Source organism: Caproiciproducens galactitolivorans (assembly GCF_004768785.1).
Lineage (GTDB): Bacteria > Bacillota > Clostridia > Oscillospirales > Acutalibacteraceae > Caproiciproducens > Caproiciproducens galactitolivorans.
Genome location: NZ_SRMQ01000006.1, coordinates 91353 through 113731, shown reverse-complemented (window position 1 = coordinate 113731; position 22379 = coordinate 91353). Strand labels below are relative to the sequence as shown.

At 52.9% G+C, this 22379-nt stretch carries 19 protein-coding genes; 5 read left to right on the top strand and 14 right to left on the bottom strand.

Annotation, left to right across the window (positions count from 1 at the left end):
* Window positions 1–30: 30 nt before the first annotated feature.
* The 7 genes from CAGA_RS07875 to polA all read right to left on the bottom strand — a co-directional run bounded on the left by CAGA_RS07875 (window position 31) and on the right by polA (window position 9715).
* Entirely contained in the window at window positions 31–1476 is a 1446-nt protein-coding gene (locus CAGA_RS07875) for an NCS2 family permease (protein WP_135659572.1), read from the bottom strand.
* 296 nt (window positions 1477–1772) lie between these two features.
* Window positions 1773–3536 (bottom strand): phosphoenolpyruvate carboxykinase (GTP), encoded by a 1764-nt coding sequence (locus CAGA_RS07870; protein ID WP_135659570.1) that lies wholly within the window; start codon window positions 3534–3536, stop codon window positions 1773–1775.
* Window positions 3537–3685: 149 nt separating this feature from the next.
* Entirely contained in the window at window positions 3686–4699 is a 1014-nt protein-coding gene (gene tsaD / locus CAGA_RS07865; RefSeq protein ID WP_135659568.1) for a tRNA (adenosine(37)-N6)-threonylcarbamoyltransferase complex transferase subunit TsaD, read from the bottom strand.
* Window positions 4700–4745: 46 nt separating this feature from the next.
* Window positions 4746–5192, bottom strand: coding sequence for a ribosomal protein S18-alanine N-acetyltransferase (gene rimI / locus CAGA_RS07860; protein ID WP_167875183.1), 447 nt, complete (start codon window positions 5190–5192; stop codon window positions 4746–4748).
* Window positions 5179–6336 carry a glycosyltransferase family 39 protein gene (locus CAGA_RS12655; RefSeq protein WP_167875182.1) on the bottom strand — a complete coding sequence of 386 codons (1158 nt, stop codon included), beginning with the start codon at window positions 6334–6336 and terminating at the stop codon, window positions 5179–5181. The genes rimI and CAGA_RS12655 overlap by 14 nt, the downstream gene beginning before the upstream one ends.
* A gap of 2 nt (window positions 6337–6338) precedes the next feature.
* Window positions 6339–7163, bottom strand: coding sequence for a putative RNA methyltransferase (locus CAGA_RS07855; protein WP_135659564.1), 825 nt, complete (start codon window positions 7161–7163; stop codon window positions 6339–6341).
* Window positions 7160–9715 (bottom strand): DNA polymerase I, encoded by a 2556-nt coding sequence (gene polA, locus CAGA_RS07850; protein ID WP_135659562.1) that lies wholly within the window; start codon window positions 9713–9715, stop codon window positions 7160–7162. The genes CAGA_RS07855 and polA overlap by 4 nt, the downstream gene beginning before the upstream one ends.
* Before the next feature lie 208 nt (window positions 9716–9923).
* On the opposite strand from polA, the gene dusB reads away from it, so the two are divergent.
* The gene (gene dusB, locus CAGA_RS07845; RefSeq protein WP_135659559.1) at window positions 9924–10907 is read left to right on the top strand and encodes a tRNA dihydrouridine synthase DusB; all 984 of its coding nucleotides are present in this window, start codon (window positions 9924–9926) and stop codon (window positions 10905–10907) included.
* A 200-nt stretch (window positions 10908–11107) separates the two neighbouring features.
* Here dusB and CAGA_RS07840 read toward each other — a convergent pair whose 3' ends face one another.
* On the bottom strand, window positions 11108–11950 hold the full coding sequence (locus CAGA_RS07840; protein WP_135659558.1) for a DegV family protein: 843 nt from the start codon (window positions 11948–11950) through the stop codon (window positions 11108–11110).
* A gap of 191 nt (window positions 11951–12141) precedes the next feature.
* Here CAGA_RS07840 and CAGA_RS07835 point away from each other — a divergent pair, with 191 nt between their 5' ends.
* Window positions 12142–13146: a hypothetical protein gene (locus CAGA_RS07835; protein WP_135659556.1), complete on the top strand. Its 1005-nt coding sequence runs from the start codon at window positions 12142–12144 to the stop codon at window positions 13144–13146.
* Window positions 13147–13278: 132 nt separating this feature from the next.
* On the opposite strand, the gene CAGA_RS07830 is transcribed toward CAGA_RS07835, so the two are convergent.
* Both CAGA_RS07830 and CAGA_RS07825 read right to left on the bottom strand, forming a co-directional pair.
* Window positions 13279–14229, bottom strand: coding sequence for a ComEC/Rec2 family competence protein (locus CAGA_RS07830; RefSeq protein WP_135659554.1), 951 nt, complete (start codon window positions 14227–14229; stop codon window positions 13279–13281).
* Between the two features lie 44 nt (window positions 14230–14273).
* Window positions 14274–14528 (bottom strand): hypothetical protein, encoded by a 255-nt coding sequence (locus CAGA_RS07825; RefSeq protein WP_135659552.1) that lies wholly within the window; start codon window positions 14526–14528, stop codon window positions 14274–14276.
* A gap of 233 nt (window positions 14529–14761) precedes the next feature.
* Here CAGA_RS07825 and CAGA_RS07820 point away from each other — a divergent pair, with 233 nt between their 5' ends.
* Entirely contained in the window at window positions 14762–15403 is a 642-nt protein-coding gene (locus CAGA_RS07820; RefSeq protein WP_135659550.1) for a hypothetical protein, read from the top strand.
* Between the two features lie 15 nt (window positions 15404–15418).
* On the opposite strand, the gene CAGA_RS07815 is transcribed toward CAGA_RS07820, so the two are convergent.
* On the bottom strand, window positions 15419–16090 hold the full coding sequence (locus tag CAGA_RS07815; protein ID WP_243112989.1) for an ABC transporter ATP-binding protein: 672 nt from the start codon (window positions 16088–16090) through the stop codon (window positions 15419–15421).
* 72 nt (window positions 16091–16162) lie between these two features.
* Here CAGA_RS07815 and CAGA_RS07810 point away from each other — a divergent pair, with 72 nt between their 5' ends.
* Window positions 16163–17689: a phosphohexomutase domain-containing protein gene (locus CAGA_RS07810; RefSeq protein WP_135659548.1), complete on the top strand. Its 1527-nt coding sequence runs from the start codon at window positions 16163–16165 to the stop codon at window positions 17687–17689.
* A gap of 138 nt (window positions 17690–17827) precedes the next feature.
* On the opposite strand, the gene spoVAD is transcribed toward CAGA_RS07810, so the two are convergent.
* Window positions 17828–18847, bottom strand: a complete 1020-nt coding sequence (gene spoVAD, locus CAGA_RS07805; protein ID WP_135659546.1) for a stage V sporulation protein AD — start codon at window positions 18845–18847, stop codon at window positions 17828–17830.
* 12 nt (window positions 18848–18859) lie between these two features.
* Window positions 18860–19303, bottom strand: a complete 444-nt coding sequence (locus CAGA_RS07800; RefSeq protein WP_135659544.1) for a SpoVA/SpoVAEb family sporulation membrane protein — start codon at window positions 19301–19303, stop codon at window positions 18860–18862.
* Between the two features lie 185 nt (window positions 19304–19488).
* Between CAGA_RS07800 and CAGA_RS07795 the strand changes: the two genes are divergently transcribed.
* On the top strand, window positions 19489–20370 hold the full coding sequence (locus CAGA_RS07795; RefSeq protein ID WP_135659542.1) for a lytic transglycosylase domain-containing protein: 882 nt from the start codon (window positions 19489–19491) through the stop codon (window positions 20368–20370).
* A 106-nt stretch (window positions 20371–20476) separates the two neighbouring features.
* Here the strand turns inward: CAGA_RS07795 and CAGA_RS07790 are convergent, their stop codons facing one another.
* Window positions 20477–22375, bottom strand: coding sequence for an NAD(+) synthase (locus CAGA_RS07790; protein ID WP_135659540.1), 1899 nt, complete (start codon window positions 22373–22375; stop codon window positions 20477–20479).
* Between the last annotated feature and the right edge of the window lie 4 nt (window positions 22376–22379).

Sequence of the window (22379 nt, the reverse complement as noted above, 5' to 3'; positions counted from 1 at the left end):
CGGATTCAGGAAAACAATAGGATGAACAAATCAGGAAATAATCGCCAAAATTACAAAGTTCAGTATAAATAGTCCGGTTGCCACCCAAAGGATCGGATGAACCTCTTTGGCTTTCCCGCGGGCAGTCTTTACAATGCAGTAAACCGTAAATCCGGCGGCAATGCCGTAGGAAATGCTGTAGCAGAAAGCCATAAAGATACTTGCGAAGAAAGCCGGGATCGCTTCCTCCAGCTTGTTCCACTCTATTTCTTTAAACGAGCTGAGCATCATGATACCGACAATAATCAGAACCGGAGCGGTTGCCGCGGATGGGACGATGCTGATAATCGGGCTGAAGAACGCGCTGATAATAAACAGCACCGCCACAACCACGCTGGTAAGGCCGGTGCGGCCGCCGTAGCCGATGCCCGCCGCGCTTTCCACATAGGTCGTTGTGTTTGAGGTACCGAAAATCGCACCGATGGAGGTTGCCGTTGCGTCAGCAAACAGAGCCTTGTCCATCTTGGATTTAAAGCCGTCGCTGGTTTCCAACGCCTTCTGGTCTTCCGCGCTGAAGATACCCGCCTTGCGGCCGGTGCCGATAAAGGTTCCGATCGTATCAAAGGTGTCGGAAAGGCTAAAAGCGAAAATTGTCATTAAAACAAGCGGGATTTTTGCTGGGTCGGCGAAAAGAGAACCCATGCCGGGATTGCCGAACGCGGCAAGGAAGGTTTCTGGAAGCTGGGAGCAAGCCTCTGTGAAGCTCATCGTATTTCCGACCGTTGTAATTCCGAGCGGGATGCCAAGGAGCGTCGTTACCGCAATGCTGATAATAATTGCACCCTTTACGTTTTTAACAAGAAGGATGATGGTAAGGGCAAGGCCGAACAGCGCGAGCAAAACAACCGGCGAATTCAGCTTTACAATCGCCGGGACCGCCGCGCTCGATGCAACAACCGTTTTGCTCGGGAGCAGGGTATAGGTTCCCGGGTCGCTCGTAAAATTAATCAGACCGGCATTCTTCACCCCGATATAGGCAATGAAGATGCCGATACCGCCACCGATGGCATTCTGAAGGCTTTCCGGGATGGATTTGATGATCAGCTTTCGAACCTTGGTAACCGTAATGGCAATATTGAGAAGGCCGCAGATAAAAACCATCGCCAAGGCTTCCTGCCACTTATAATGAAGGCCGAAGCAAACCGTAAAAACAAAAAAGGCGTTCAGGCCCATGCCGGGGGCCTGTGCGTAGGGAACATTTGCAAACAGGCCCATGATCAAGGTTCCGATTACGGAAGCAATAATCGTTGCAAGGAACACCGCGCCCCATTTCATGCCGGTTTGTGAAAGCATGTTCGGGTTAACAATAATGATGTAGGCCATTGCAAAGAAAGTGGTCAATCCGGCGCCGACTTCAGTTTTTACATCCGTGTTACTGCCCTTTAGATTGAAGAAGTCACCCTTTGGATGGTATGCTGTCTCTGAACTGTCTGCCATTTTGTCTCCTCCTAAAATAAAAATTGCCCGACAAAGTCTGCCGGGTATCACCGTAAATATAGTATAATGAATTATGCATAATCCCGCAATGGGATATTTACACAAACTTTTTGATTTGGAAACAGTTTATTCATACTTTTTGCAAGATTTATATCAATTTGTTGCAAATCCACGACCTCTTCGCGCATTTTGCCGAAAAAAACCATAAAGGAATAAAGGCCGCGTGGGCTTGAATGGGACGAAAAGCAAATATAAAAAACTGGCGGCGGCTTCTTTCGAAGCCGCCGCAAACGGATTTATTTCAAGTTATTCTTCAAAGTGGCAAGCTGGTCGCGCAGCTCCTGCGGAAGCTTGTCACCAAACTTCTTATAGAACTCTTCAATGCCGTCCGCTTCTTTCGCCCACTGCTCCTTGTTAACCTCAAGGATGCTCTTGAGCGTGTCAAGGCTGATGTCAAGGCCTTCGATATTGATGTCTTCCGGCTTCGGAACATAACCGATCGGGGTTTCGACAGCGTCGGCCTTGCCCTCGCAACGCTCAAGGATCCATTCGAGCACACGGAGGTTGTCGCCGAAGCCCGGCCAAATGAAGTGGCCTTCATCGTCAAGACGGAACCAGTTTACGTTGAAGATCTTCGGAGCATTTTCGCCAAGCTTCTTGCCCATTTCAATCCAGTGCTTGAAATAGTCGCCCATATGGTAGCCGCAGAAGGGAAGCATAGCCATCGGGTCGCGGCGGACTACGCCGACTGCGCCGGCTGCTGCTGCAGTTGTTTCAGAGGCCATGATGGAACCGACAAACACGCCGTTGTTCCAGTCGCGGGACTGATAAACAAGCGGAGTGGTCTGTGCACGGCGGCCGCCGAAGATAATAGCGGAAATCGGAACGCCCGTGCCCTTGTCGAATTCGGGGCTGATGCAGGGGCAGTTCTTTGCAGGAGCGGTAAAGCGGCTGTTCGGATGAGCGCCCTTCTGGTCGGAGGTTGTACCATCCCAAGGCTCGCCCTTCCAGTTGAGGGCGTTCTTCGGCGGGTTCTTGTCGAGGCCTTCCCACCAAACGGTGTTGTCGTCCAGATTCTGTGCCACGTTTGTGAAGATGGTTCCGCTCTTTGTGGTGGCAAGCGCATTCGGGTTGGATTTTTCATTCGTACCCGGCGCAACGCCGAAGAAACCGTTTTCCGGATTGATCGCGTACAGTCTGCCGTCCTCGCCCTGACGCATCCAAGCGATATCGTCGCCGACGGTCCAGATCTTGTAGCCCTTTTTGCGGTAACTTTCCGGCGGAATCAACATGGCGAGGTTTGTCTTGCCGCAGGCAGACGGGAACGCAGCGGCAACGTACTTGATTTCGCCCTTCGGATTCTGAATGCCGAGGATCAGCATATGCTCAGCCAACCAGCCTTCGTTCTTGCCAAGGTAGGAAGCAATGCGCAACGCAAAGCACTTCTTGCCAAGCAGAACGTTTCCGCCATAGCCGGAGTTTACGGAAATAATGGTGTTGTCCTCCGGGAAGTGGCAAATGTATCTCTTCTCCGCGTCGATATCGCACTTGCAGTGCAGACCGCGCACCCAGTCGTTGCTGTCGCCGAGGGTATCCCATACCTTCTGGCCAACGCGCGCCATTATGCTCATGTTCAGAACAACATAGATAGAGTCGGTAAGTTCAACGCCGATTTTCGCAAGAGGGGAACCGATTGGACCCATGGAGTACGGAATAACGTACATGGTGCGGCCCTTGTAGCTGCCTCTTGCTATGTCATAAAGCATTTTGTAGGCTTCCTTCGGATCTTTCCAATGGTTGGTGGGGCCAGCATCCTCTTCTTTGCGGGAGCAGATAAAGGTCCTGTCCTCCACGCGGGCAACGTCGTTAACAGCGGTACGGTGCAGGTAGCAGCCCGGAAGCTTCTCCTGATTCAGCTTAATCATTTCACCCGTTGAGCAGGCCTCTGCGCGAAGGGCTTCCAGCTGCTCTTCGGAACCGTCTATCCAGACCAGCTTATCCGGACAGACCAGCTTTTTCATGTCTTCAATCCAGTTCAGTACAGACTTATTGCTTGTCATGACTCATTTCTCCTTCCGGTCCAATGACCTTAAATTTAAGGATTTGGGTTTAATTATAATACATAAATACATTTTAATCAATTACAAAATCATAAAATTGTTAAAAAAATAGCAAAATTTATGAATAATTTGCATTTGAATCCTGCATCTCATCGGTTTTGGTCTACTGCCATTGCGGCGCAGGCGTTCAAATCCAATCCTGCAACATTTCCGGAAATATACTCGTAAAATCCCTGGGAACCAACCATGGCCGCGTTGTCCCCGCACAAGTTCCGCTCCGGCATATAAAATTTCCAGCCACGGTTCCTGCATTCCTGTTCCAGCCGGCTTCTGAGCAGGGTGTTCGCCGAAACTCCGCCCGCAATGGCAAGCTTCCTGCTTCCGGTATCCCGCGCGGCTTTTACGAAATTTTTCACAAGGCAATCGACTACTGCCTTGCGGAACGAAGCCGCCAAATCCTCTACTGGGAGCGTCTGTCCCTTCTGCTCTGCGTTGTGGATTAAATTGATGACGGCGGTTTTCAGCCCGGAAAAGCTGAAATCATAGGGCGCACCGTCCACCGTTGGGTGTGGCAGTTTAAAAGCGTCCGGATCCCCGCCCTGCGCCCTTTTGTCCATTTCCACGCCGCCCGGATAGGGCATTCCCATTGCGCGCGCGGCCTTGTCAAAGGCTTCGCCCGCCGCGTCGTCGCGCGTGCGGCCGAGCACATGCAGGTCGGTGTAATCCTTAACCTGCACAATATGGCTGTGCCCCCCGGAAACGATCAGGCACAGAAACGGTGGCTCCAGCTCCGGCGAGGTGATGTAATTCGCGGCGATATGCGAACGGAGGTGATGCACCGGAACCAACGGCTTGCCGGAGGAAAGGGCAAGGCCCTTTGCAAAATTCACGCCGACCAAAAGCGCCCCGATCAGCCCGGGCGCGTAGGTAACGGCGATCGCGTCGATTTCCCCAAGCGTAAGCCCCGCGTCGTCCAGCGCCTTCTGGGTAACGCCGACAATGGCTTCGCAGTGGCGGCGGGAAGCGATTTCCGGCACAACGCCGCCGTAGAGCCGGTGTTCCTCGACCTGCGAGGCAATCACCGAAGATAAAACCTTTCTCCCGTCCTCAACCACCGCGGCGGCGGTTTCATCACAAGAGCTTTCCAGTGCTAATATCCGCATAATCTATTTTCCCCTTATTACTTTTAAATTCATTCGATCAATTTATCTATTTAAAATACTTTGTCATCAGAACGGCATCCTCCGTTGGATGGGAATAAAACCTTTTCCGGATTCCCGCCGGGGCAAAACCGAGCTTTTCGTAAAGTGCGATTGCGGGGGCGTTCCCCTGTCGCACTTCCAAGGTGATAAACTCCGCATTGTTCCTTACCGCATAGTCCATTAAGGAACGAACCAGCGCCTGCGCCGCGCCCTGCCGCCGGTAATCCGGATGGACGCAGACCTTGTCGATATAGCATTCCCCACAGACGTACTGCATTCCGGCGCAGCCGACGGGGTTCCCCTGAAAAAGGGCGACGGCATAGCATGCGGTACCGCTCGAAAGCTCCGCCTGAAGCCCGGCGCGCGTCCACGGATCGGAAAAGCAAAGCGCCTCGATCTGGGCAAGCGAGTCGATGTGTTCCTCTTTCATTGGTACAATTTCAAACTTGCACATAAAACCTCCCCGGCTCTTCCGCTTTAATTTGCAGGTACAGGTGCCTTGCCACCGCAACCACCACGAACAGCATGACAAGGGACAGGAACTGCACGCTGAGAAAATCCGTTTGGAAAAGGTTGTGGCACACCACATAGGTGGAACTCAACACCGTTAACACGGGGACATAAAATTTTTCCGGGAAGTAAAAGCCGTACGCAACCGACAGGATATCCGCCGGATAATAATACCGCTCATGCATATGCGGCAGGACGAACGGCACGAACAAAGCGTAAAAGAGAGCCAGCGTAAGCAGGATTTCATCCGTAAACGCAAACTGCCCTTTAAAAAGGCAGAACAGGGACAGCAACACCAGCCCGCCGGCAAAAAACACCCCCGCGGTGCCAATGTACTCCGGCGTATGCTCCGGAAACCATGTGTACAGGTTCGGCAGATACATGGAGACCATCTTGTACTTTCCGGACAGGGAGATATACACCGTAAGCAGTTCCCAAAGATTGCGCCCGCAGAGCGCTGCCGGAAGGATGGAAAGCCCGTAAACCAGCGGGATAATAGCGAACGTCCGCAACCGGATCTGCCGTTTCAGGAACAGCAGGAAAAGGAACGGAGCCAGGAACACCGCCTGCAATTTAAACACAAACGATACTGCGAACGCTGTTACGGCGCACGCTTCCTTCCCCGTCATCAGAAAATAAACGGTAGCAGCAAGCGCCGCGGTGAATATGGCGTCACACTGCCCCCATGCCGCGGAATTCAGCACCACGCTCGGCAGGAACAGGATGACGGCGTAAGCGGCTGTGCCATACGCATCTTTCCCAAAGTGAAGGTTGACGATCTTCCTCACGAAATACGCCAGAAGAAAGTCCGCAATACAGGAAACCAGTTTAATCCCCGCCAGATCGGAAAGCGGCAGATACGTCATGCCGGCAAGAAGGTACAGATACGTCGGCATATAGTCCCCGATGCTCATGCCAACAGCTGCAAAGCCGCCGTTGCTCTGCAGCGCGGCGTACCAATCCCGTAAAAACTGATAATAGTCGCACGACTCGAACGGGAACAGCGGCAGGCGCGTCAGCATGGCAATCCCTGTAATCAGAATGAGGAAAACGGTATTTTCGATTTGCTTCCGTTTCCGTTCCCGCACAGCTATCCCACCTTTTTATAAATTAAAAAGTCGAATTCAATATGGGTTTCCAGAACAGCGGCCCTTCGCAGGCGTTCGCCGCCTTCCACGCCGGTTTTGTAATAGTACGGCGTCATCATAAATAAGTTCATCATGGTTTCGTTGTTTTCTAAGCGAATATCCCCTTCCACAGGCACGCGCTCCACAAAGGAAAAACCAGCGTATTCGGTTTCCCGGTATTCGTTTTCGTACGGCGCATCGTACAGGATTTCCTTTAACCCGAACAGATGTCTGCGCCCCGGCACCGCCAGAATGAGCGTTCCTCCGGGCTTTAACACGCGGAAAAGCTCGTCTTCCACAATCGGTGCAAAAATATCTGTTACGCAGTCAACGGCCCCGTCGGCAACCGGAATCCCGAAAATGCTTCCGACGGCAAACGAGATTTCCTTATATTTTTTCGCGGCGGCTTTCACCGCACATTTTGAGATATCAAAGCCGAATATCCGCGGCGTACCGCCATGGCTCTGTAGGCTTTCGAAAAGCCTACCGGTGTAGTACCCCTCGCCGCAACCCGCGTCCAAAAGCACCGGGGACAACCCCGCGTACCGATGAACCAGTTCGTTCAGCTTATCGCTGAAAATCCGGTAATACCCCGCTTCCAGAAAGCGGCGGCGGGCCGCGACCATCTGCTTGTTGTCGCCGGGGGACTTGGAGTGCATCCGGTTTGGCGGCAGAAGATGGACATAGCCCTCTGCGGCAATATCGTAGCTGTGCCCTTTGGGGCAGGCATAGGTTTTCTCTTTCTTATCAAGCCGTTCGCCGCAGACCGGGCAGGAAAATACCGTCATGCCTTCGCCTCGTACCAAGTCCTGCCGATTTTCGCTTCCGCCACCAGCGGCACGGAAAGGCTCGCGGCGCTCTGCATTTCCTCCGTCAGGATTTTCGCGGCCTTTTCCGCTTCGTCCTGCGGCGCTTCTACAATCAGCTCGTCGTGAACCTGTAAAATCAGGCGGGACTTCATATTTTCTTTTTGCAAACGGTTTTCCACGCGGATCATGGCGATTTTAATAATGTCGGCGGCGGCGCCCTGAATCGGCATATTGCGCGCCACACGCTCGCCGAACGAACGCATATTGAAATTGCTGGAGGTCAGCTCGGGCAGGTAGCGGCGGCGGCCGAACATGGTTTCCGCGTAGCCGTTTTCCTTCGCTTCGGCAACGACGCGCTTCATATATTCATTAATTCCCGAATAATGGGAAAGGTAATCCCTAATATAGGTGTCGGCTTCCTTGCGCGTAACGCCGATATCCTTGGCCAGCGAAAACGCGCTGATGCCGTAGACAATACCGAAATTGACCGCCTTTGCGCGGCTGCGCATGATCGGCGTAACCATATCCTCCGGCATATGGAACACCTGCGCCGCCGTGCTCCGGTGAATATCGTCGTTATTCAGGAATGCCTGTATCATATTTCGGTCATTTGCCACATGCGCCAGAACGCGCAGCTCAATCTGGGAGTAATCCGCATCCACCAGCACCCAGCCCTTGCGCGCAACGAAGAACCGCCGCATTTCGCGTCCAAGCTCCGTCCGCACGGGGATATTCTGCAAATTCGGCTCGGTCGAGCTGATACGGCCCGTCCGTGTTTCCGTCTGGTTAAAGCTGGAATGGATTCGCCCGTCCGGCGCGACGACCTTCAAAAGCCCTTCGCAGTAGGTGGATTTCAGCTTGGCCATGCTGCGGTAGTTCAGCACAAGCTCCACCGCAGGATGCTCGTAGCGCAGGTTTTCCAAAATCCCCGCCGCTGTGGAATACCCGCTTTTGGTCTTTTTCCCGTGGCTCAGCCCCAGCTTTACAAACAGCGCTTCGCCGAGCTGCTTGGGGGAATTGATATTAAATTCATAACCGACTGCCTCATAAATCTGCGACTGGATTTCGTCGATCTGCTTTTGCAGCACGTCTCCATAAGCCTGTATGCCTTCAGCGTCCACCGCGAAACCGATGTTTTCCATGCGCGCAAGCACCGCGGCGAGCGGCATTTCGATTTTATCCAGAAGCTCCGTCTGGTTCTTTTTCGCTATTTCTTCCACCAGCTTGTCCGTTAAAGCGGGCAGTACTGCGGCGGCGGCAAGCTCCCCCTGCTCCGGCAGCGGGATGCCGTATTCCTGTGCGAGACGCGCCGGTTCGTAGCCGGAAGCGGACGGGTTTAAAAGGTACGCCGCCAGCATGGTGTCCATCTCGGCATTGCGCAGCGGCACGCCCAACGCGTCCAGCTTCGCGTAAAGCGGCTTGATATCGTGGGTGTTCTTTTTGATTTTTTCGTCCGCGCAGAGGGCTTTAATAAATTTCAAATCATCAATCCTGTGGATTTGATTCCGGAAATTGACGGCAAGGCGGAGGACTCCGTCCGGATAATCGGCGATAAAGTCAGCCCGGCCCGCTTTTTGCAGGGCCTTTAAAAGCTCCGCGGTGTCCGTATGTTCAGCAACACGAACCAATTCTCCGGCTGTTACCTCCGCGGGCACCGCAGGGGCGCGCAAACCCATTTTGTCAATCAGCGAAAAGAATTCCAGCTTCGCCATCAGGCGGACGGCAGCGTCGTTATCGCACGGGGCGCAAACATAATGCGCGATTTCCGTATCGATGGGCGCGCTGGTGCAGATGGTTCCAAGCCGGCGGCTCAGGTAAGCCGTCTCCTTGTGCTGAATCAGCTTCTGCCGCATGCTTTCCCGGATATCCAGCGTATCAATGTTTTTATAAATCGTATCCAGATCGTGGTATTTCTGAATCAGCTCCCCCGCACCCTTCGGGCCGATACCCGGCACGCCGGGGATATTGTCGGAGGTATCGCCTTGAATCGCCTTAATGTCGATCAGCTGCTTCGGTGTAACTCCGTAATCCTCCATGATTTTGGCTTCGTCATACACGGTAACCTGCGGCTGGCCGAATTTCGTGGCCGCAAGGCGGACGGTGACATGGGGTCCCACAAGCTGTAGGCTGTCGCGATCCCCGGTCGCAAGAATGCATTCGTCCCCGGTTTCCTCGCATTTTTTTGCGAGCGTGCCGAGAATATCGTCGGCTTCAAAACCCTCGCATTCCAGCAAGCGGTATCCCAGAAGCCGCAAAAGCTCTTTCAGGTTCGGAAGCTGCTGGGCAAGCTCCTCGGGCATCCCCTTGCGCTGCGCCTTATAGCCCGTGTATTCCTTGTGGCGGAAGGTAGGAGCGCGCAGGTCAAACGCAATGGCAACCGCGTCGGGGTTGGTATCGTTTTTCAGTTTTTGCAGCATCGTCAGAAAACCGTAAATACCGTTGGTAAAAAGGCCCTCCTTCGTGGTTAAAAGGCGGATGCCGTAAAAGGCACGGTTTAAAATGCTGTTTCCGTCAAGTACAAGCAGCTTCATATTGTTCTCCCTTTCAGGCGATGTATTCCTTCTTCTGGGATTTTTCCCATATGTATTGCACTATTATATCACTTTTCAAAGAAAAAAATAAGTGTTATAATGAACGCGGTTTTGCCGAACGGATGGATATCCGGTTGCATTTTAAAGGCAGCAGACCATTTTGAAGAAAAAGGGCCAAATGAATAATGAAAACAGGAATGGTAATCCAATGAAAATCGGAAATTTACAAATAGACGGGTACGCGGTTCTCGCGCCGATGGCCGGCGTGGCGGACCGGGCGTTCCGCGAAACCTGCGTACGGTTCGGCGCAGCCTATGTCGTAAGCGAAATGGTCAGTTCCAAGGGGCTTCAGTTTCATGACAATAAGACTAGTGCGCTGATGATACTGAGCGACGCGGAACGCCCCGCGGGCATCCAGCTTTTCGGGAGCGAACCTGCGGTTATGGCTGAAGCCGCAAAAATAGCAATGGAATACGCCCCCGACGTCATCGATATCAACATGGGCTGCCCCGCTCCCAAGGTCAGCTGCAACGGCGCCGGCAGCGCGTTAATGAAAAACCCGCCGCTGTGCGGGGAAATCGTGGCGGCGGTGAAAAATGCCGTGCCGGTTCCGGTTACGGTGAAAATTCGAAAGGGCTGGGACAGGAAAAGCGTGAATGCCTTAGAGGTTGCAAAAATCTGCGAGGCTGCGGGAGCCGACGCAATTACAATCCACGGGCGCACGCGCGAGCAGATGTACGCCCCGGAAGCGGACTGGGAGATTATCCGCCAGGTGAAGCAGGCGGTTAAAATCCCGGTTATCGGCAACGGCGACGTCGTTTCCGCACAAACCGCCGCGCAGTTGCTGGAACAAACCGGCTGCGACGCGGTGATGGTCGGGCGGGCAGCGCTCGGGAACCCATGGATTTTCGCACAGATCAACGCCTACTTATCGGATCCCCCCCGGCTTTTTCCCCCACCCGGATTGAACGAGCGCATGCGGGTTATGCTGGAGCATATCCGGCTGATGTGCGCGTATAAAGGGGAACGCCGCGCCATGAACGAAGCGCGGAAACAGGTGGGCTGGTACCTAAAGGGGATGAAGAATGCCGCCTCCTACCGCCGCCGCGCGGGCACACTAGAAACCTGGTCACAGCTTGAGGAGCTTGTGCGCGACATCCTTACGGACAACGCCGCTCCTTCAGAAGGCTAGCGCAGGGCGCTCGCCCATGAAAATCACAAGGCCCTTGGGGACACCTGTGGGCGCAGGAAATTTTCCACTCGAAGGGAACGGCTTCGCCATCTCCTGCCGGTACTTTTGAATACCGAAGGCAGGGGCAAGAGAAAACGGCCTATATACAAATAAAAGCTGTCCGGCAATTCCTGCTGAACGGCTTTTTCGAAAATCATTTTCTACTTTTCTTTATAAAACAAGACCAAAGTGTTTGGTCCGGTATGTACGGTCATGCTGCACCCGGCGCGGGAGGTAAGGACTTCCCTGAACTTTCCGCTGTCGCGCACCATTTGCACAAGGCTGTCGAAAAGCACTTGATCCATACCCGTTGTGGAAACGAAGGCGCGTTCGCCGTCTGCGTTCGGCATATCCAGTATATAGCGGATATATTCCTTACAGACCTGCGGAAAATTCCCCCGGAACTTCCGGCGAACCGTAAGCACACCGTGGGTGTCGAGAAGCAGGCAGGGGCGCAGCTTCAGAAGGTTTGCCCCGAACATCTGCAGCATGGTCGCCCTGCCGCCCCGGTAAGCGTAATCCAGCGTATCCAGAAGCACATTTGTGCATATTTTTGTTTTATCAATTTCGATCTGGTCGTAGATTTCCTTCGCAGATTTCCCCGCGTCGCGCATGTCTGCGGCTTTCAGCACCAAAATGCCCTGCGCGGAGCTTAGAGTGAAGGTATCCACCACATAAACGTTCTGAAATTCCTTTGCAGCGATTTTCGCGTTCTGGTACGACGAGGAAAACTTCGAATTCATCGCAATATGCACCACGTCGTTTCCCGCGTCCGTTTCCCGTTTGAAAAGCTCAAAAAAATCGAGCGGGGCGGGGGCGGAAGTCTTTGGGAGGGAATGTGTTTTTTCATAATTGGCGAAAAGCTCATCCGGTCCGATTTCAAATACGTCGCGATAGGTTTTCCCATCTACCGTAATATAAAGAGGGACGATTTCAATAGAATATTGTTTATATAAATCCGGAAACAAGTCACAGGCACTATCCGCGCTGATCGTAACGCCCATAATTGCACTCCCCAGAAATAAAATTTCTCATTCTAATCAATTTCATTATAGCATTGCGAACTTCAATTTTAAAGCCACAGATTTCCGAATATGAAAATTTAACAGATAATTCACAGTTGAACTGATCATATGTAATATGATATGATAAGCTTAAATCTGTAATCTGCATTTTAAGGGGATATATATAAATTATGAAAATCAAATCAAAAAGATTTCTTGCTGTTTTCCTGACCCTACTCTTTGCAGTCAGTATGTTTTCCATCACCGCCTTTGCGCAGGAAGACCCCGGCGCGGTCACTCCGCCGCCGCAGACGGCCGTTGATCCCCCGTCGAAAGGAAACACCAGCAACGGGGAAACGGGAAACGGTGAAGAAAATCCAAACCCCGACGTAACCTCGAAGCCGGAAGAAACTTCAAAGCCGGAGGAAACCCCGAAACCGGAAGAAACCTCCAAGCCGGCTGAAAACGAGTCGTCCAAACCGTACAGCAATAATAATTCCAGTAAAAAAACCGTCATCGATGAAAAGCCCCAATTCAGCCACAAAGTGGACACCCATAATCAAAAAATCGAGGAAGCCGCTTCCCGCGCGGCGCAGACGATCAGCAACCCGGGCGTACTTTCGTCCCAGGACTGGAGTGAGCTTCTTTCCGGCTCCAGTTCTCCTTCCGACAGCAGCAGCTTAGCGGCAGCCGCGGGCACCACGAGCAGCAGCACCGGGTCGTCCGGAGTCGGCGGCGTTTCCTGGCTAATGATTCTGGGAATTGTTCTGATCGTGCTTTCCCTGTGCGGTATGGGCCTATTTGTGTATCTGCAGTTCTTCTCCGGCCCAAGCGGCATACGGAAAGCCAGTATTCCCGGCCGCTTACACCAAAGCAGCGACGATGAACCGACGGAATTTATAGACATCAGCTCTTATAGCGACGGCCAGCCTCACGGTGACAGCGCCGCAGCCAATACGCAGGTATTTCCGGATATCAGCAGTTCCTCCGCAAAGGCGCCCGCTGCTTCTGGGATAAAGACCGTTCAAACACCGGCTGTCAGCGATCAGGATGAAACAATTCCGATTCCGCAGGAAGTATTGCAACAGAGGAGACAGACGGCGGAAACCAAAAAAGGACCCCTTCCGAAAGCGCAGGCAAAGCCGGTAAGCGAAAGCAATTTCGATTGGGAAAAGTTCTTTAACGAAGAAAAATAAACACGATAGAAGAAGCGGCTCCCCTGCCAAGGGAGCCGCTTCTTTGAAAGTATATTTCATTCTTTGCCGCGATTTCCGCAATGCGCGGCAGATTAGGAACATACAGCCCGGGCGGCGGTACCGGCATCCCGTTTAAGATTGCGCCACGGATGCCAGCCCGGTTTCAAACTGAACGGTTTTTCCGTCGCAGCGGGCGAGGATTGTTTTCTGCCGATCGGTGCGATAGATCATAACGCCGGCCTTTTGCAGCCTTGCGACGGTTTTTTTATCCGGATGCCCGTAGTCGTTGTTTACTCCGCAGGAAATCACCGCGGACTGCGGGGCCGCCGCTTTCAGAAAGGCTGCGGAAGTCGAAGTGGAGCTTCCGTGATGCCCGCATTTGAGGACGTCGCAGTTCAGTTTTGTTTCCTTTTTCAAAATCTCCTTTTCGCTGTCCGTCTGCGCATCCCCCATGAACAGGAAACGTTTTTCCCCACAGGTCAGCAGGGCAACAATGGAATAATTGTTCAGGTCGGTGTATTTCTTGGAATTCGGCGCCAGAAATTCAAGCTTTTCCCCGTCGGCGTCCAAAACCGTCATACCCGCCTTCCCTTCTGTAACTTTCATGCCTTTGCTGTCAATCGCCGTCAGCAGCTTTTCATAGGTAGCCGTAGTGGGCACCTGTTTATCCGGAATCCGCGGCATATAAATTTCCCCGATCGGAAAGCGGCCGACCACCTTCGCCATGCCGCCGATATGGTCGGCATGCGGATGCGTCGCGATCAGGATATCGATTTTTGAAACGCCGAGCTTTTCCAGCATGTCGCATAGCGCGTCCGCGGTATCTGGCGTACCCGCGTCGATAAGCACCGTTTTTCCCGACGCCAGCCGGATCAGCTCGCTGTCCCCCTGCCCAACGTCGAGGTAGTAAACCAGCGTATCCGTATTTTCGCCCTGTGCGGCGAACGATTCGGGCTGCGCGCTTTGCAGCCCTGCCTGCATTGCCTTCCGCGCATCGCACCCGTTCAGCGCGAAAGCCATCAAAAATGCGGACAGCACCGCCAAAAAAGAAGTGAATTTCCGATTTCCCCGTAACAAAAACATTCCTCCTGATACCACAAAAAAGCCGCCCGTCCGGGCGGCTTTTTTTATTTATCGTCTTTCCCGTAAAGGTTGAAACGGAACAGCCTTGAATCATCCTCCGGCTTTTCGCAGACGATGTAAGCTTCCGCAATCTTTCCTCCCTCAATCAGCTGCGTAAGTCCGACAAGCTGGCAAAGCTTGCTTTTCAGGTTAAGGTGGTTTCCATCACGCGTTACAAGAAAGACATTCCCCTCACATTCGTCAAGCACCTTTAAAAACGCGGGAACATCCACATCATGAAGCTGTAGCGCTGGCATCATTACGAATCTACCTCCCCTAATTATTCAATTTTACTTATTCCAACCTCATTATAACATTCAAAATCTGTTTGTCAATCATTTTTCTGCTCGGGTATGAAAGGAAAACTTCCGGAACGCCTGAAGAAAGCATCGGAAAACGGCGCTTTCGAACCCGCTTTCCCGCCGGCTTGCTTAAATATGGTTGGATATGGTATAATAATTCTAATACTATAAAAAAGATAGGGGATATTAAAATGAGTTTCGAAACGGGCGCCTCGATTGTATTGGGCGACGCCTCAAATCTGTCCTCAATTTACAAGGATATGGAACAGCAGTTCCCCCCTTGTGAATTGTTAAAGTATGATAAAATTTTGGAGCTAATGGAAAAGGGCAGGTATAAGCTTCTGAAGTACCGGCGTCTTTCTGACTATAAAACAGTCGGTTATGCTCTGATTTACAAAGTGGAGGACAGCAATTTGCTGTGGGGCGACTATCTGGCTATCCGTAAGGAATTCCAATGCCTGAACTATGGCACCGGATTCATTCAGGCAATTCTCGACAAGTACTGTGGCCCCTATGAAGGCCTTCTCTTTTCGGTGGAGCATGTATCAAATTCCGACCCGGCTCTGGCGAAAAACCAGAAGCGGCGTATCAAGTTTTATAAAAACCTGGGCGCACACCGGCTTCATGCGCATTATCTGCAGCCTACGGACGACGGTTGCCTACCGATGTACCTGTATTTCATGCCTCGCAAGGATGTTACCGGGATCAGCCGTGAAGCGCAGATTCATGCCATAAGCAAAATGTATGAATACTGTTTTTCACATTTGAAGCATTGCAGCGAACTTCTCCCGCGTTTTGAGAGCACGATTCGGGATGAAAAATTTGAGGATTAATACATACGGTGAATTTCATTGTACCATGCGCCCGTCCTGTATTTGAACGACACGTTCAGCAGAGGCGGCTATTTTATTATCGTGGGTTATCAGAATAACCGTCGTTCCCTGCTTATGAAGGGAAAAAAACATCTGCATCACAGCCTCGCCGGACTTTGAATCCAAATTTCCGGTCGGCTCATCCGCAAGGATAAGGGGTGGCTCTGCCGCGATTGCGCGCGCAATGGCCACCCTTTGCTGTTGTCCGCCGCTCATCTGGTCGGGCATGTGATGGATCCGCTCGGAAAGGCCTACCCTCTTCAGCGCGTTCAAAGCCAGCCTGCGCCGCTGCGCCGCGGGAACCCTGCGGTAAAAAAGCGGCAGCTCCACATTCTCAAGCGCGTCCATTGCGCTAATTAGGTTAAATCCCTGAAATACGAAGCCCAATTCCCGGCTGCGGATGTCTGCCAGCTTCTTTTCACTCAGCCCGGCTACGTTTTCCCCCTTCAAAAAATAATCTCCGCTTGTGGGAGTGTCCAGGCAGCCCAGTATGTTCATCAAGGTCGATTTTCCCGAGCCGGAACGGCCGACAATCGCCACAAACTCCCCCGGCCGGACGGAAAGGGAAACATTGTCTAGTGCGCGGACTTCGCTGTCCCCCCTGCGGTAAATTTTTGAAACATTCTCAATTGCAATCAACGGGTCGATATCGATCACCTCGTTTACAAATCCCAACTGTTCGCTTATAATAAAAAGAAAAAACAAAAGGGGATAAATTCCATGCTTACGGCATTTTGGAAACAATTTAAAAGCGGTACGGACATCCGGGGCGTTGCCTGCGACGGGGTTCCGGGCGAAGAAATCAACCTGACCGACGAAGTCATTGAAAAAATCGCATCGGCCTTTGTGCTCTGGCTTTCCGATACCCTAAAAAAAGATCCGTCCCATTTAACCATCGCCGTCGGGCATGATTCACGCATTTCGGCGGACCGGATACAGGCCGCTGTCACACGCTCGCTGACGGCGGCGGGCGTGTCGGTTCTGGACTGCGGGCTTGCCTCCACACCGTCCATGTTCATGACGACGGTGGACCTTGCCTGCGACGGTTCGGTTCAGATTACGGCAAGCCATCACCCGTTCAACCGAAACGGCCTAAAATTCTTCACCCGCAACGGCGGGCTTGACGCGCCCGACATCGAGCGCATCCTGCTTTCCGCTCAGAACGGGGAACAGCCCGCTCCCGGCAAGGGCGAAGTAAAAGCGGTGAATTATATGGAGCAGTACAGCGCGCACCTGCGCGAACTTATCAAGCAGGGCGTCCGCTCCGCGGATTACGATCATCCGCTGAAGGGGTTCAAAATTGTGGTTGACGCGGGCAACGGCGCCGGCGGGTTTTATGCGCGCGACGTGCTCGCCCCGCTCGGCGCGGATACGGCCGGAAGCCAGTTTCTGGAGCCGGACGGCCGCTTCCCGAACCATATTCCAAACCCGGAAAACGAAACGGCGATGAAATCCGTCTGCGCGGCAACCGTCGCGGCGAAAGCCAACCTCGGCGTGATTTTCGACACCGACGTTGACCGCGGCGGCGCGGTGGACTCGAAAGGCGACGAAATCAACCGGAACCGCCTTGTCGCCATCGCTTCCGCAATCGCGCTGGAAGGAAACCCCGGCGGAACCGTTGTAACGGACTCCATCACTTCCAGCGGCCTACACGATTATATTGAAAAAGCTCTGGGCGGAAAGCACCGCCGCTTCAAACGGGGATATAAAAACGTCATTAACGAAGCGGTAAGGCTGAACCGTGAAGGCGTAAACTGCCCGCTGGCAATTGAAACCTCCGGCCACGCCGCCCTGCGCGAAAATTATTTTCTTGATGACGGCGCATACCTTGTTACAAAGATCATCATTAAAGCGGCACAGCTCCGCGCACAGGGAAAATCGCTGGAGGACCTTCTGAAGCCTTTGGCGGAGCCGGCGGAAGCGAAGGAACTGCGCTTCCCGATTCGGGAAGAAAATTTCCGGGAATGCGGCGAACGGATTATTCGCGCGCTGGAAAACTACGCACAAAAGCAGTCCGGCTGGCATATCGCTCCGGACAATTTTGAGGGCATCCGCATTTCATTCGATAAAGCGAATGGCGACGGCTGGCTTCTCCTCCGGTTAAGCGTTCACGACCCGCTGATGCCGCTGAACATCGAAAGCGATTCTAAAGGCGGGGTAAAAAAGATTGCGGAAAATCTGTACGCGTTCTTAAAGACCTGCGAAGGGCTAGATATTTCACCCATTGAAAAGTTCCTCGCCGAATAAGATCCGATGGCTCCCTTTTTGGGAGCCATTTTTTATAGTGTTTTAAGCTTTTTCTGTCCTGTAAGAATTCGCTGCGCCCGCCGGCGGGACGGGGCAGGACGGAAAAGCGAAATTTCTTTTTCCTAAAATAATCTTCTGTCAGGCCTTCAAATACACCAGATGCGCAACGCCGGGGATGGATTCCCCCTGCTGGGACGAAGTGGGCGACATCAGCGCACCGGTGCCCAAAAAAAGCACCTTGTGCAGCTTTCCCTCAAGCATCTGCCGCATGATATAGGAGCAAAGCACCGCTGCGGAGCAGCCGCAGCCGGAGCCGCCCGCGTGGACATCCTGCTTTTTCCGGTCGTAAATCATCAGCCCGCAGTCGTTGTGAACCGCGCTGATGTCAATGCTGTCTTTCATCAGGATTTGCTGGAGCAGGTTGCTGCCCACTTGGCCGAGATCCCCAGTTAGAATCACATCGTAATCCGCCGGGGAATCTCCGGTATCATGGAAATAATCCGTCAGCGTCTGTGCAGCCGAAGGCGCCATTGCCGCGCCCATATTTGCCGCGTCCTTAATGCCCAAATCCGTAATCCGGCCAAACGAAAGGGCTTCCACCGTAATTTGCCCTTCCTGCTTCTTTTCCGGCGAACCGATAACCATTGCGCCCGCTGCGGTTGCCGTCCACTGGGCGGTCGGCGTACGCTGACCGCCGTATTCCAAAGGAAAACGGAACTGCCGTTCCGCCGAGCAGAAATGGGAAGACGTAACCGCAACGGTGTTTTCTGCCGCGCCGGATTCGGTAAAGACCGAGGCAATCGCGAGCGTCTGCGCCATGGTAGAGCAAGCGCCATACTGCCCTAAAAACGGAATGTTCAATCCCCGCAGCCCGAAAGTGGAGGAAATGCACTGGTTGAGCAGGTCTCCCGCGAAAATACAGTCGATATCCGTATTTTTCAAACCGGCCTTGTTCAACGCCAAGAGAACCGCCTCGTTTTGCAGGCGGCTTTCCGCTTTTTCCCAAGTGGATTCCCCCAGCTTGGTATCGTTATGGCACTGGTCGAAATATTCCCCAAGCGGGCCTTCTCCTTCCTTCTTCCCAACCACAGCGGCGTAACCGAGGATGACCGGCTTTTTATTTAATTCAAGCGTATATTTCCCGATTCGGGTAGGCATCGCCATTCCTCCTTAATACAAATGGAAAAACCAGACGATCAGGCCGTACAGGATGGCGGCGGAGGTACTGTAAACCAGAACCGGCCCCGCTATAACAAACATTTTTCCGCCGATGCCAACCACATAGCCCTCGCTCTTAAATTCCATGGCGGGCGCCACAATAGAATTCGCAAATCCTGTGATCGGAACCAGCGTGCCCGCCCCGGCGAATTTCGCGATATTGTCGTAAACCTTTAAAGCGGTCAGCAGCGCACTCAAGCCGATTAAGGTGATGGAAACCCACGCGCGCGCCTCCTTGATATCCATGCCCGACCGCATGTAGAAGTTTACCAGCGCCTGCCCCAATACGCAGATGGCGCCGCCGACCAGAAAAGCAAAAAACAGGTTCTTTCCGTATGTTGTCCCCGGCGAAGCCTTGTCCGCCATTTTTTTATATTCGCTCCTTGATATTGTCATTTCCGAACCTCCTTTTCAAAAATATTCTGCCAATCCGGCCGGCAAATATACAATTTGATTAAAATCAAGCCCTATACAGTCACAAATTTTATTTTGCGAAATATTTTTGAAGGATTTTTATAAAATATCTTCCATTTTTTGTTGAAATACGTTATAATAAGCGTTGTAAAATTCAGAAAAACTTTATGGGGGCGTTTCAGACGAATACTCGTATTGAATCCAATCCTTACCGCCGAATACAGCCTTCAAACCGCAGCAGTACCGGAATAAAAAAAGCCACAGGAACCAGTTTTTCCGGTTTGTTGCAAAACGCGGTGAAAAAAATTGATAATAAGAAACTGGACAGCGGAAGCATGGAAGAAATTTTCCAAACTGCCGCTGAAAAATATAATGTTCCGCTCAACCTTCTGAAAGCGGTGGCAAAAGCCGAATCCGGATTTGACGCCAGCGCAGTTTCACGCTGCGGCGCGCAGGGCGTTATGCAGCTTATGCCGGCAACCGCCAAAGCCCTGGGCGTGGAAGATCCATTGGACGCGGAACAGAATATCATGGGCGGGGCGAAATATCTGAGCGACTTGATTTCCCGCTACGACGGCGACGTAAAGCTTGCGCTTGCCGCATATAACGCAGGCAGCGGCAATGTTGCCAAATACGGCGGCATTCCTCCGTTTAAAGAGACACAAGCATATGTCAAAAAGGTGATGAGCTACGCCGGGGAGGATCTTTCCGCCGAGGACATTTCCTGCCAGACGGATTCCCTGTCCGCCCTAAGCTCCCTGATGGGCTATTCTCCCGCCTATTCCACAGCCGGGTTAAATTCCGTTGGGACAATGAATTCCCTGTCCGCTCTCGGCACATTGTTGCGTGATTCTTCCGCCACCGCAGCGGTGCCCTCCGGTTCACAGGGCGCGAACAGCACAGCGTTTACCTATGACGATTATCTTCTGTTCTTACAGCTATATACCGCACAGCTGCAGATGAACGCCACGCGGTCCATGGCTTCCGCCGCAAGCGTTTCCGATTTATTCTCTTCGGATTCGGGAACCGGTTCGATGTTTTTACTATAATTTATTACGCCGCCTGCTTTTCACAGGCGGCGTTTTCCTATTTGTCCTTTAAATCCCCTTTCCGGATGGCAAAACCGTCCGAAAAGGGGATTTCATTTTTACAAAATTATAGCGCTTCAATCTCGCTCAGCCAGAGCCTTGCGGAAGCGTCGCTCGGCATACGCCAGTCCCCGCGCGGGGAAAGCGTAACGCTACCGACCTTCGGGCCGTCCGGCAGGCAGGAACGCTTAAACTGCTGCGCGAAAAAGCGGCGGTAAAAAATTGTCATCCATTTTTTGATAGTCGCGTCGTCGTATGTTCCCGCAAAAGCGCTCTGTGCCATATGGAAAATCTTTGTCGGCGTAAAGCCGAAACGAAGCATGTAATACAGGAAAAAGTCGTGCAGTTCATACGGGCCTACAATATTTTCCGTTTTCTGCGCAATCATTCCGTCCACCGGGGGCAGAAGCTCGGGGCTGACCGGCGTGTCAAGGACATCCTTGAGCAAATCACAAAGCTCCCCGCCGGTTTTTACGGCGGCATGGTGCACCAGATGGCGAACCAGCGTTTTCGGAATCGAACCGTTTACGCCATACATGGACATATGGTCGCCGTTAAAGGTTGCCCAGCCGAGCGCAAGCTCGGAAAGGTCGCCGGTGCCAATTACAAGCCCGCCGTACTGGTTGGAAAGATCCATTAAAATCTGCGTGCGTTCGCGCGCCTGGGAATTTTCGTATGTTACATCGTGGATTTCGGGGTCATGCCCGATATCCTTAAAGTGCTGGGTAACGGAAGCCCCGATGGGGATTTCCTTCAAGGTCACGCCAAAAAGCTCGGAAAGGCGCTGGGCGTTGCTCTTTGTGCGGCCGGTTGTGCCGAAGCCCGGCATGGTAACCGCCACGATGCCTTTGCGGTCAAGGTGCAGAAGATCGAACGCACGCACCGTGACAATCAGCGCAAGCGTGGAATCCAACCCGCCGGAAACGCCGATGACCGCGTACTTTAAGCCTGTGTGCTTCAGCCTTGTTTTTAAGCCGTTCGCCTGCATATTCAAAATCATTTCGCAGCGCTCGCTCAAATCCTTCGCATCGGCGGGTACGAAGGGCAGCGGCGGGAATTTGCGCTCAATCCGGATAGAAGGGATCTCCATCGTGAACCGGATTTCATGAGCCTGTCCGGCATTTTTCCAGGAGGTTGTGCGCAGGCGTTCCTGCACCATGCGCTGTAAATCCACGTCGGCAACGGTCAAACCCGTTGTAAAAGGCGCTGCTTCCGCCAGAAGAGTCCCGTTTTCAGAAATGATATCATGCCCGGCAAACACAAAATCGGTGGAGGATTCGCCCTCGCCTGCGTCGGCATACACGTAAGCCGCCAAAAGCCGTGCGGACTGCCCCATGACAAGGCTCCGGCGGTACTGCGCCTTGCCGATCACCTCGTCGCTTGCCGACGGGTTCAGCAAAAGGGTCGCGCCGTACTGCGCCAGCCGCGAGGACGGCGGGTCGGGAATCCACAAATCCTCGCAGATTTCCACCCCGGCAACCAATTCCGGCATATTGTTGCAGCGAAAAATCAGGCTGTTTCCAAGCGGGACGGTTTCCCCGCAGAAACGGATTTCCTGATATTCGGGAGCGGGCGTAAAATGCCGCGCTTCGTAAAATTCGCTGTAATTGGGAATGCTGGATTTCGCCGCAAGCCCCAGAAGTTTCCCGCGGCAGATCACCGCGGCGGCATTGTATAGATCCGCGCCGTACGGGACCGGAAGGCCGATAACGGCGAGCAGATCCATATCCCGGCTCTGTTCCAGAATTTCCGAAAGCGCCGTTTCCGCCGCTGAAATCAGCGTGCGGTCGCGGAACAAATCGCCGCAGGTATAACCCGTCAGGCAAAGCTCCGGAAAAGCCACCGCGCCAACGCCCCTTTTGACGCACTGGCGCATCAGGTCAAGAATTGCGTATTTATTACTTTGACAATCGGCAACCCGAATGGCCGGCGTCGCCGCGGCCACCCGGAAAAATCCGTCGTTCATTTTT

Coding starts and splice junctions, on each gene's coding strand:
- CAGA_RS07855 (WP_135659564.1), bottom strand. CDS start 7,163: ATGACGGTATTTTCCTGCCCGGTCTGCGGCGAACGGCTTGATAAGAAA.
- polA (WP_135659562.1), bottom strand. CDS start 9,715: ATGAAGCTGCTTGTACTTGACGGAAACAGCATTTTAAACCGTGCCTTT.
- CAGA_RS07830 (WP_135659554.1), bottom strand. CDS start 14,229: ATGTTTTTGTTACGGGGAAATCGGAAATTCACTTCTTTTTTGGCGGTG.
- CAGA_RS07795 (WP_135659542.1), top strand. CDS start 19,489: ATGGGGGCGTTTCAGACGAATACTCGTATTGAATCCAATCCTTACCGC.
- CAGA_RS07875 (WP_135659572.1), bottom strand. CDS start 1,476: ATGGCAGACAGTTCAGAGACAGCATACCATCCAAAGGGTGACTTCTTC.
- CAGA_RS07800 (WP_135659544.1), bottom strand. CDS start 19,303: ATGACAATATCAAGGAGCGAATATAAAAAAATGGCGGACAAGGCTTCG.
- CAGA_RS07840 (WP_135659558.1), bottom strand. CDS start 11,950: ATGGGCGTTACGATCAGCGCGGATAGTGCCTGTGACTTGTTTCCGGAT.
- CAGA_RS07820 (WP_135659550.1), top strand. CDS start 14,762: ATGAGTTTCGAAACGGGCGCCTCGATTGTATTGGGCGACGCCTCAAAT.
- CAGA_RS07790 (WP_135659540.1), bottom strand. CDS start 22,375: ATGAACGACGGATTTTTCCGGGTGGCCGCGGCGACGCCGGCCATTCGG.
- tsaD (WP_135659568.1), bottom strand. CDS start 4,699: ATGCGGATATTAGCACTGGAAAGCTCTTGTGATGAAACCGCCGCCGCG.
- CAGA_RS07825 (WP_135659552.1), bottom strand. CDS start 14,528: ATGATGCCAGCGCTACAGCTTCATGATGTGGATGTTCCCGCGTTTTTA.
- CAGA_RS07810 (WP_135659548.1), top strand. CDS start 16,163: ATGCTTACGGCATTTTGGAAACAATTTAAAAGCGGTACGGACATCCGG.
- CAGA_RS07870 (WP_135659570.1), bottom strand. CDS start 3,536: ATGACAAGCAATAAGTCTGTACTGAACTGGATTGAAGACATGAAAAAG.
- dusB (WP_135659559.1), top strand. CDS start 9,924: ATGAAAATCGGAAATTTACAAATAGACGGGTACGCGGTTCTCGCGCCG.
- rimI (WP_167875183.1), bottom strand. CDS start 5,192: ATGTGCAAGTTTGAAATTGTACCAATGAAAGAGGAACACATCGACTCG.
- spoVAD (WP_135659546.1), bottom strand. CDS start 18,847: ATGCCTACCCGAATCGGGAAATATACGCTTGAATTAAATAAAAAGCCG.
- CAGA_RS07835 (WP_135659556.1), top strand. CDS start 12,142: ATGAAAATCAAATCAAAAAGATTTCTTGCTGTTTTCCTGACCCTACTC.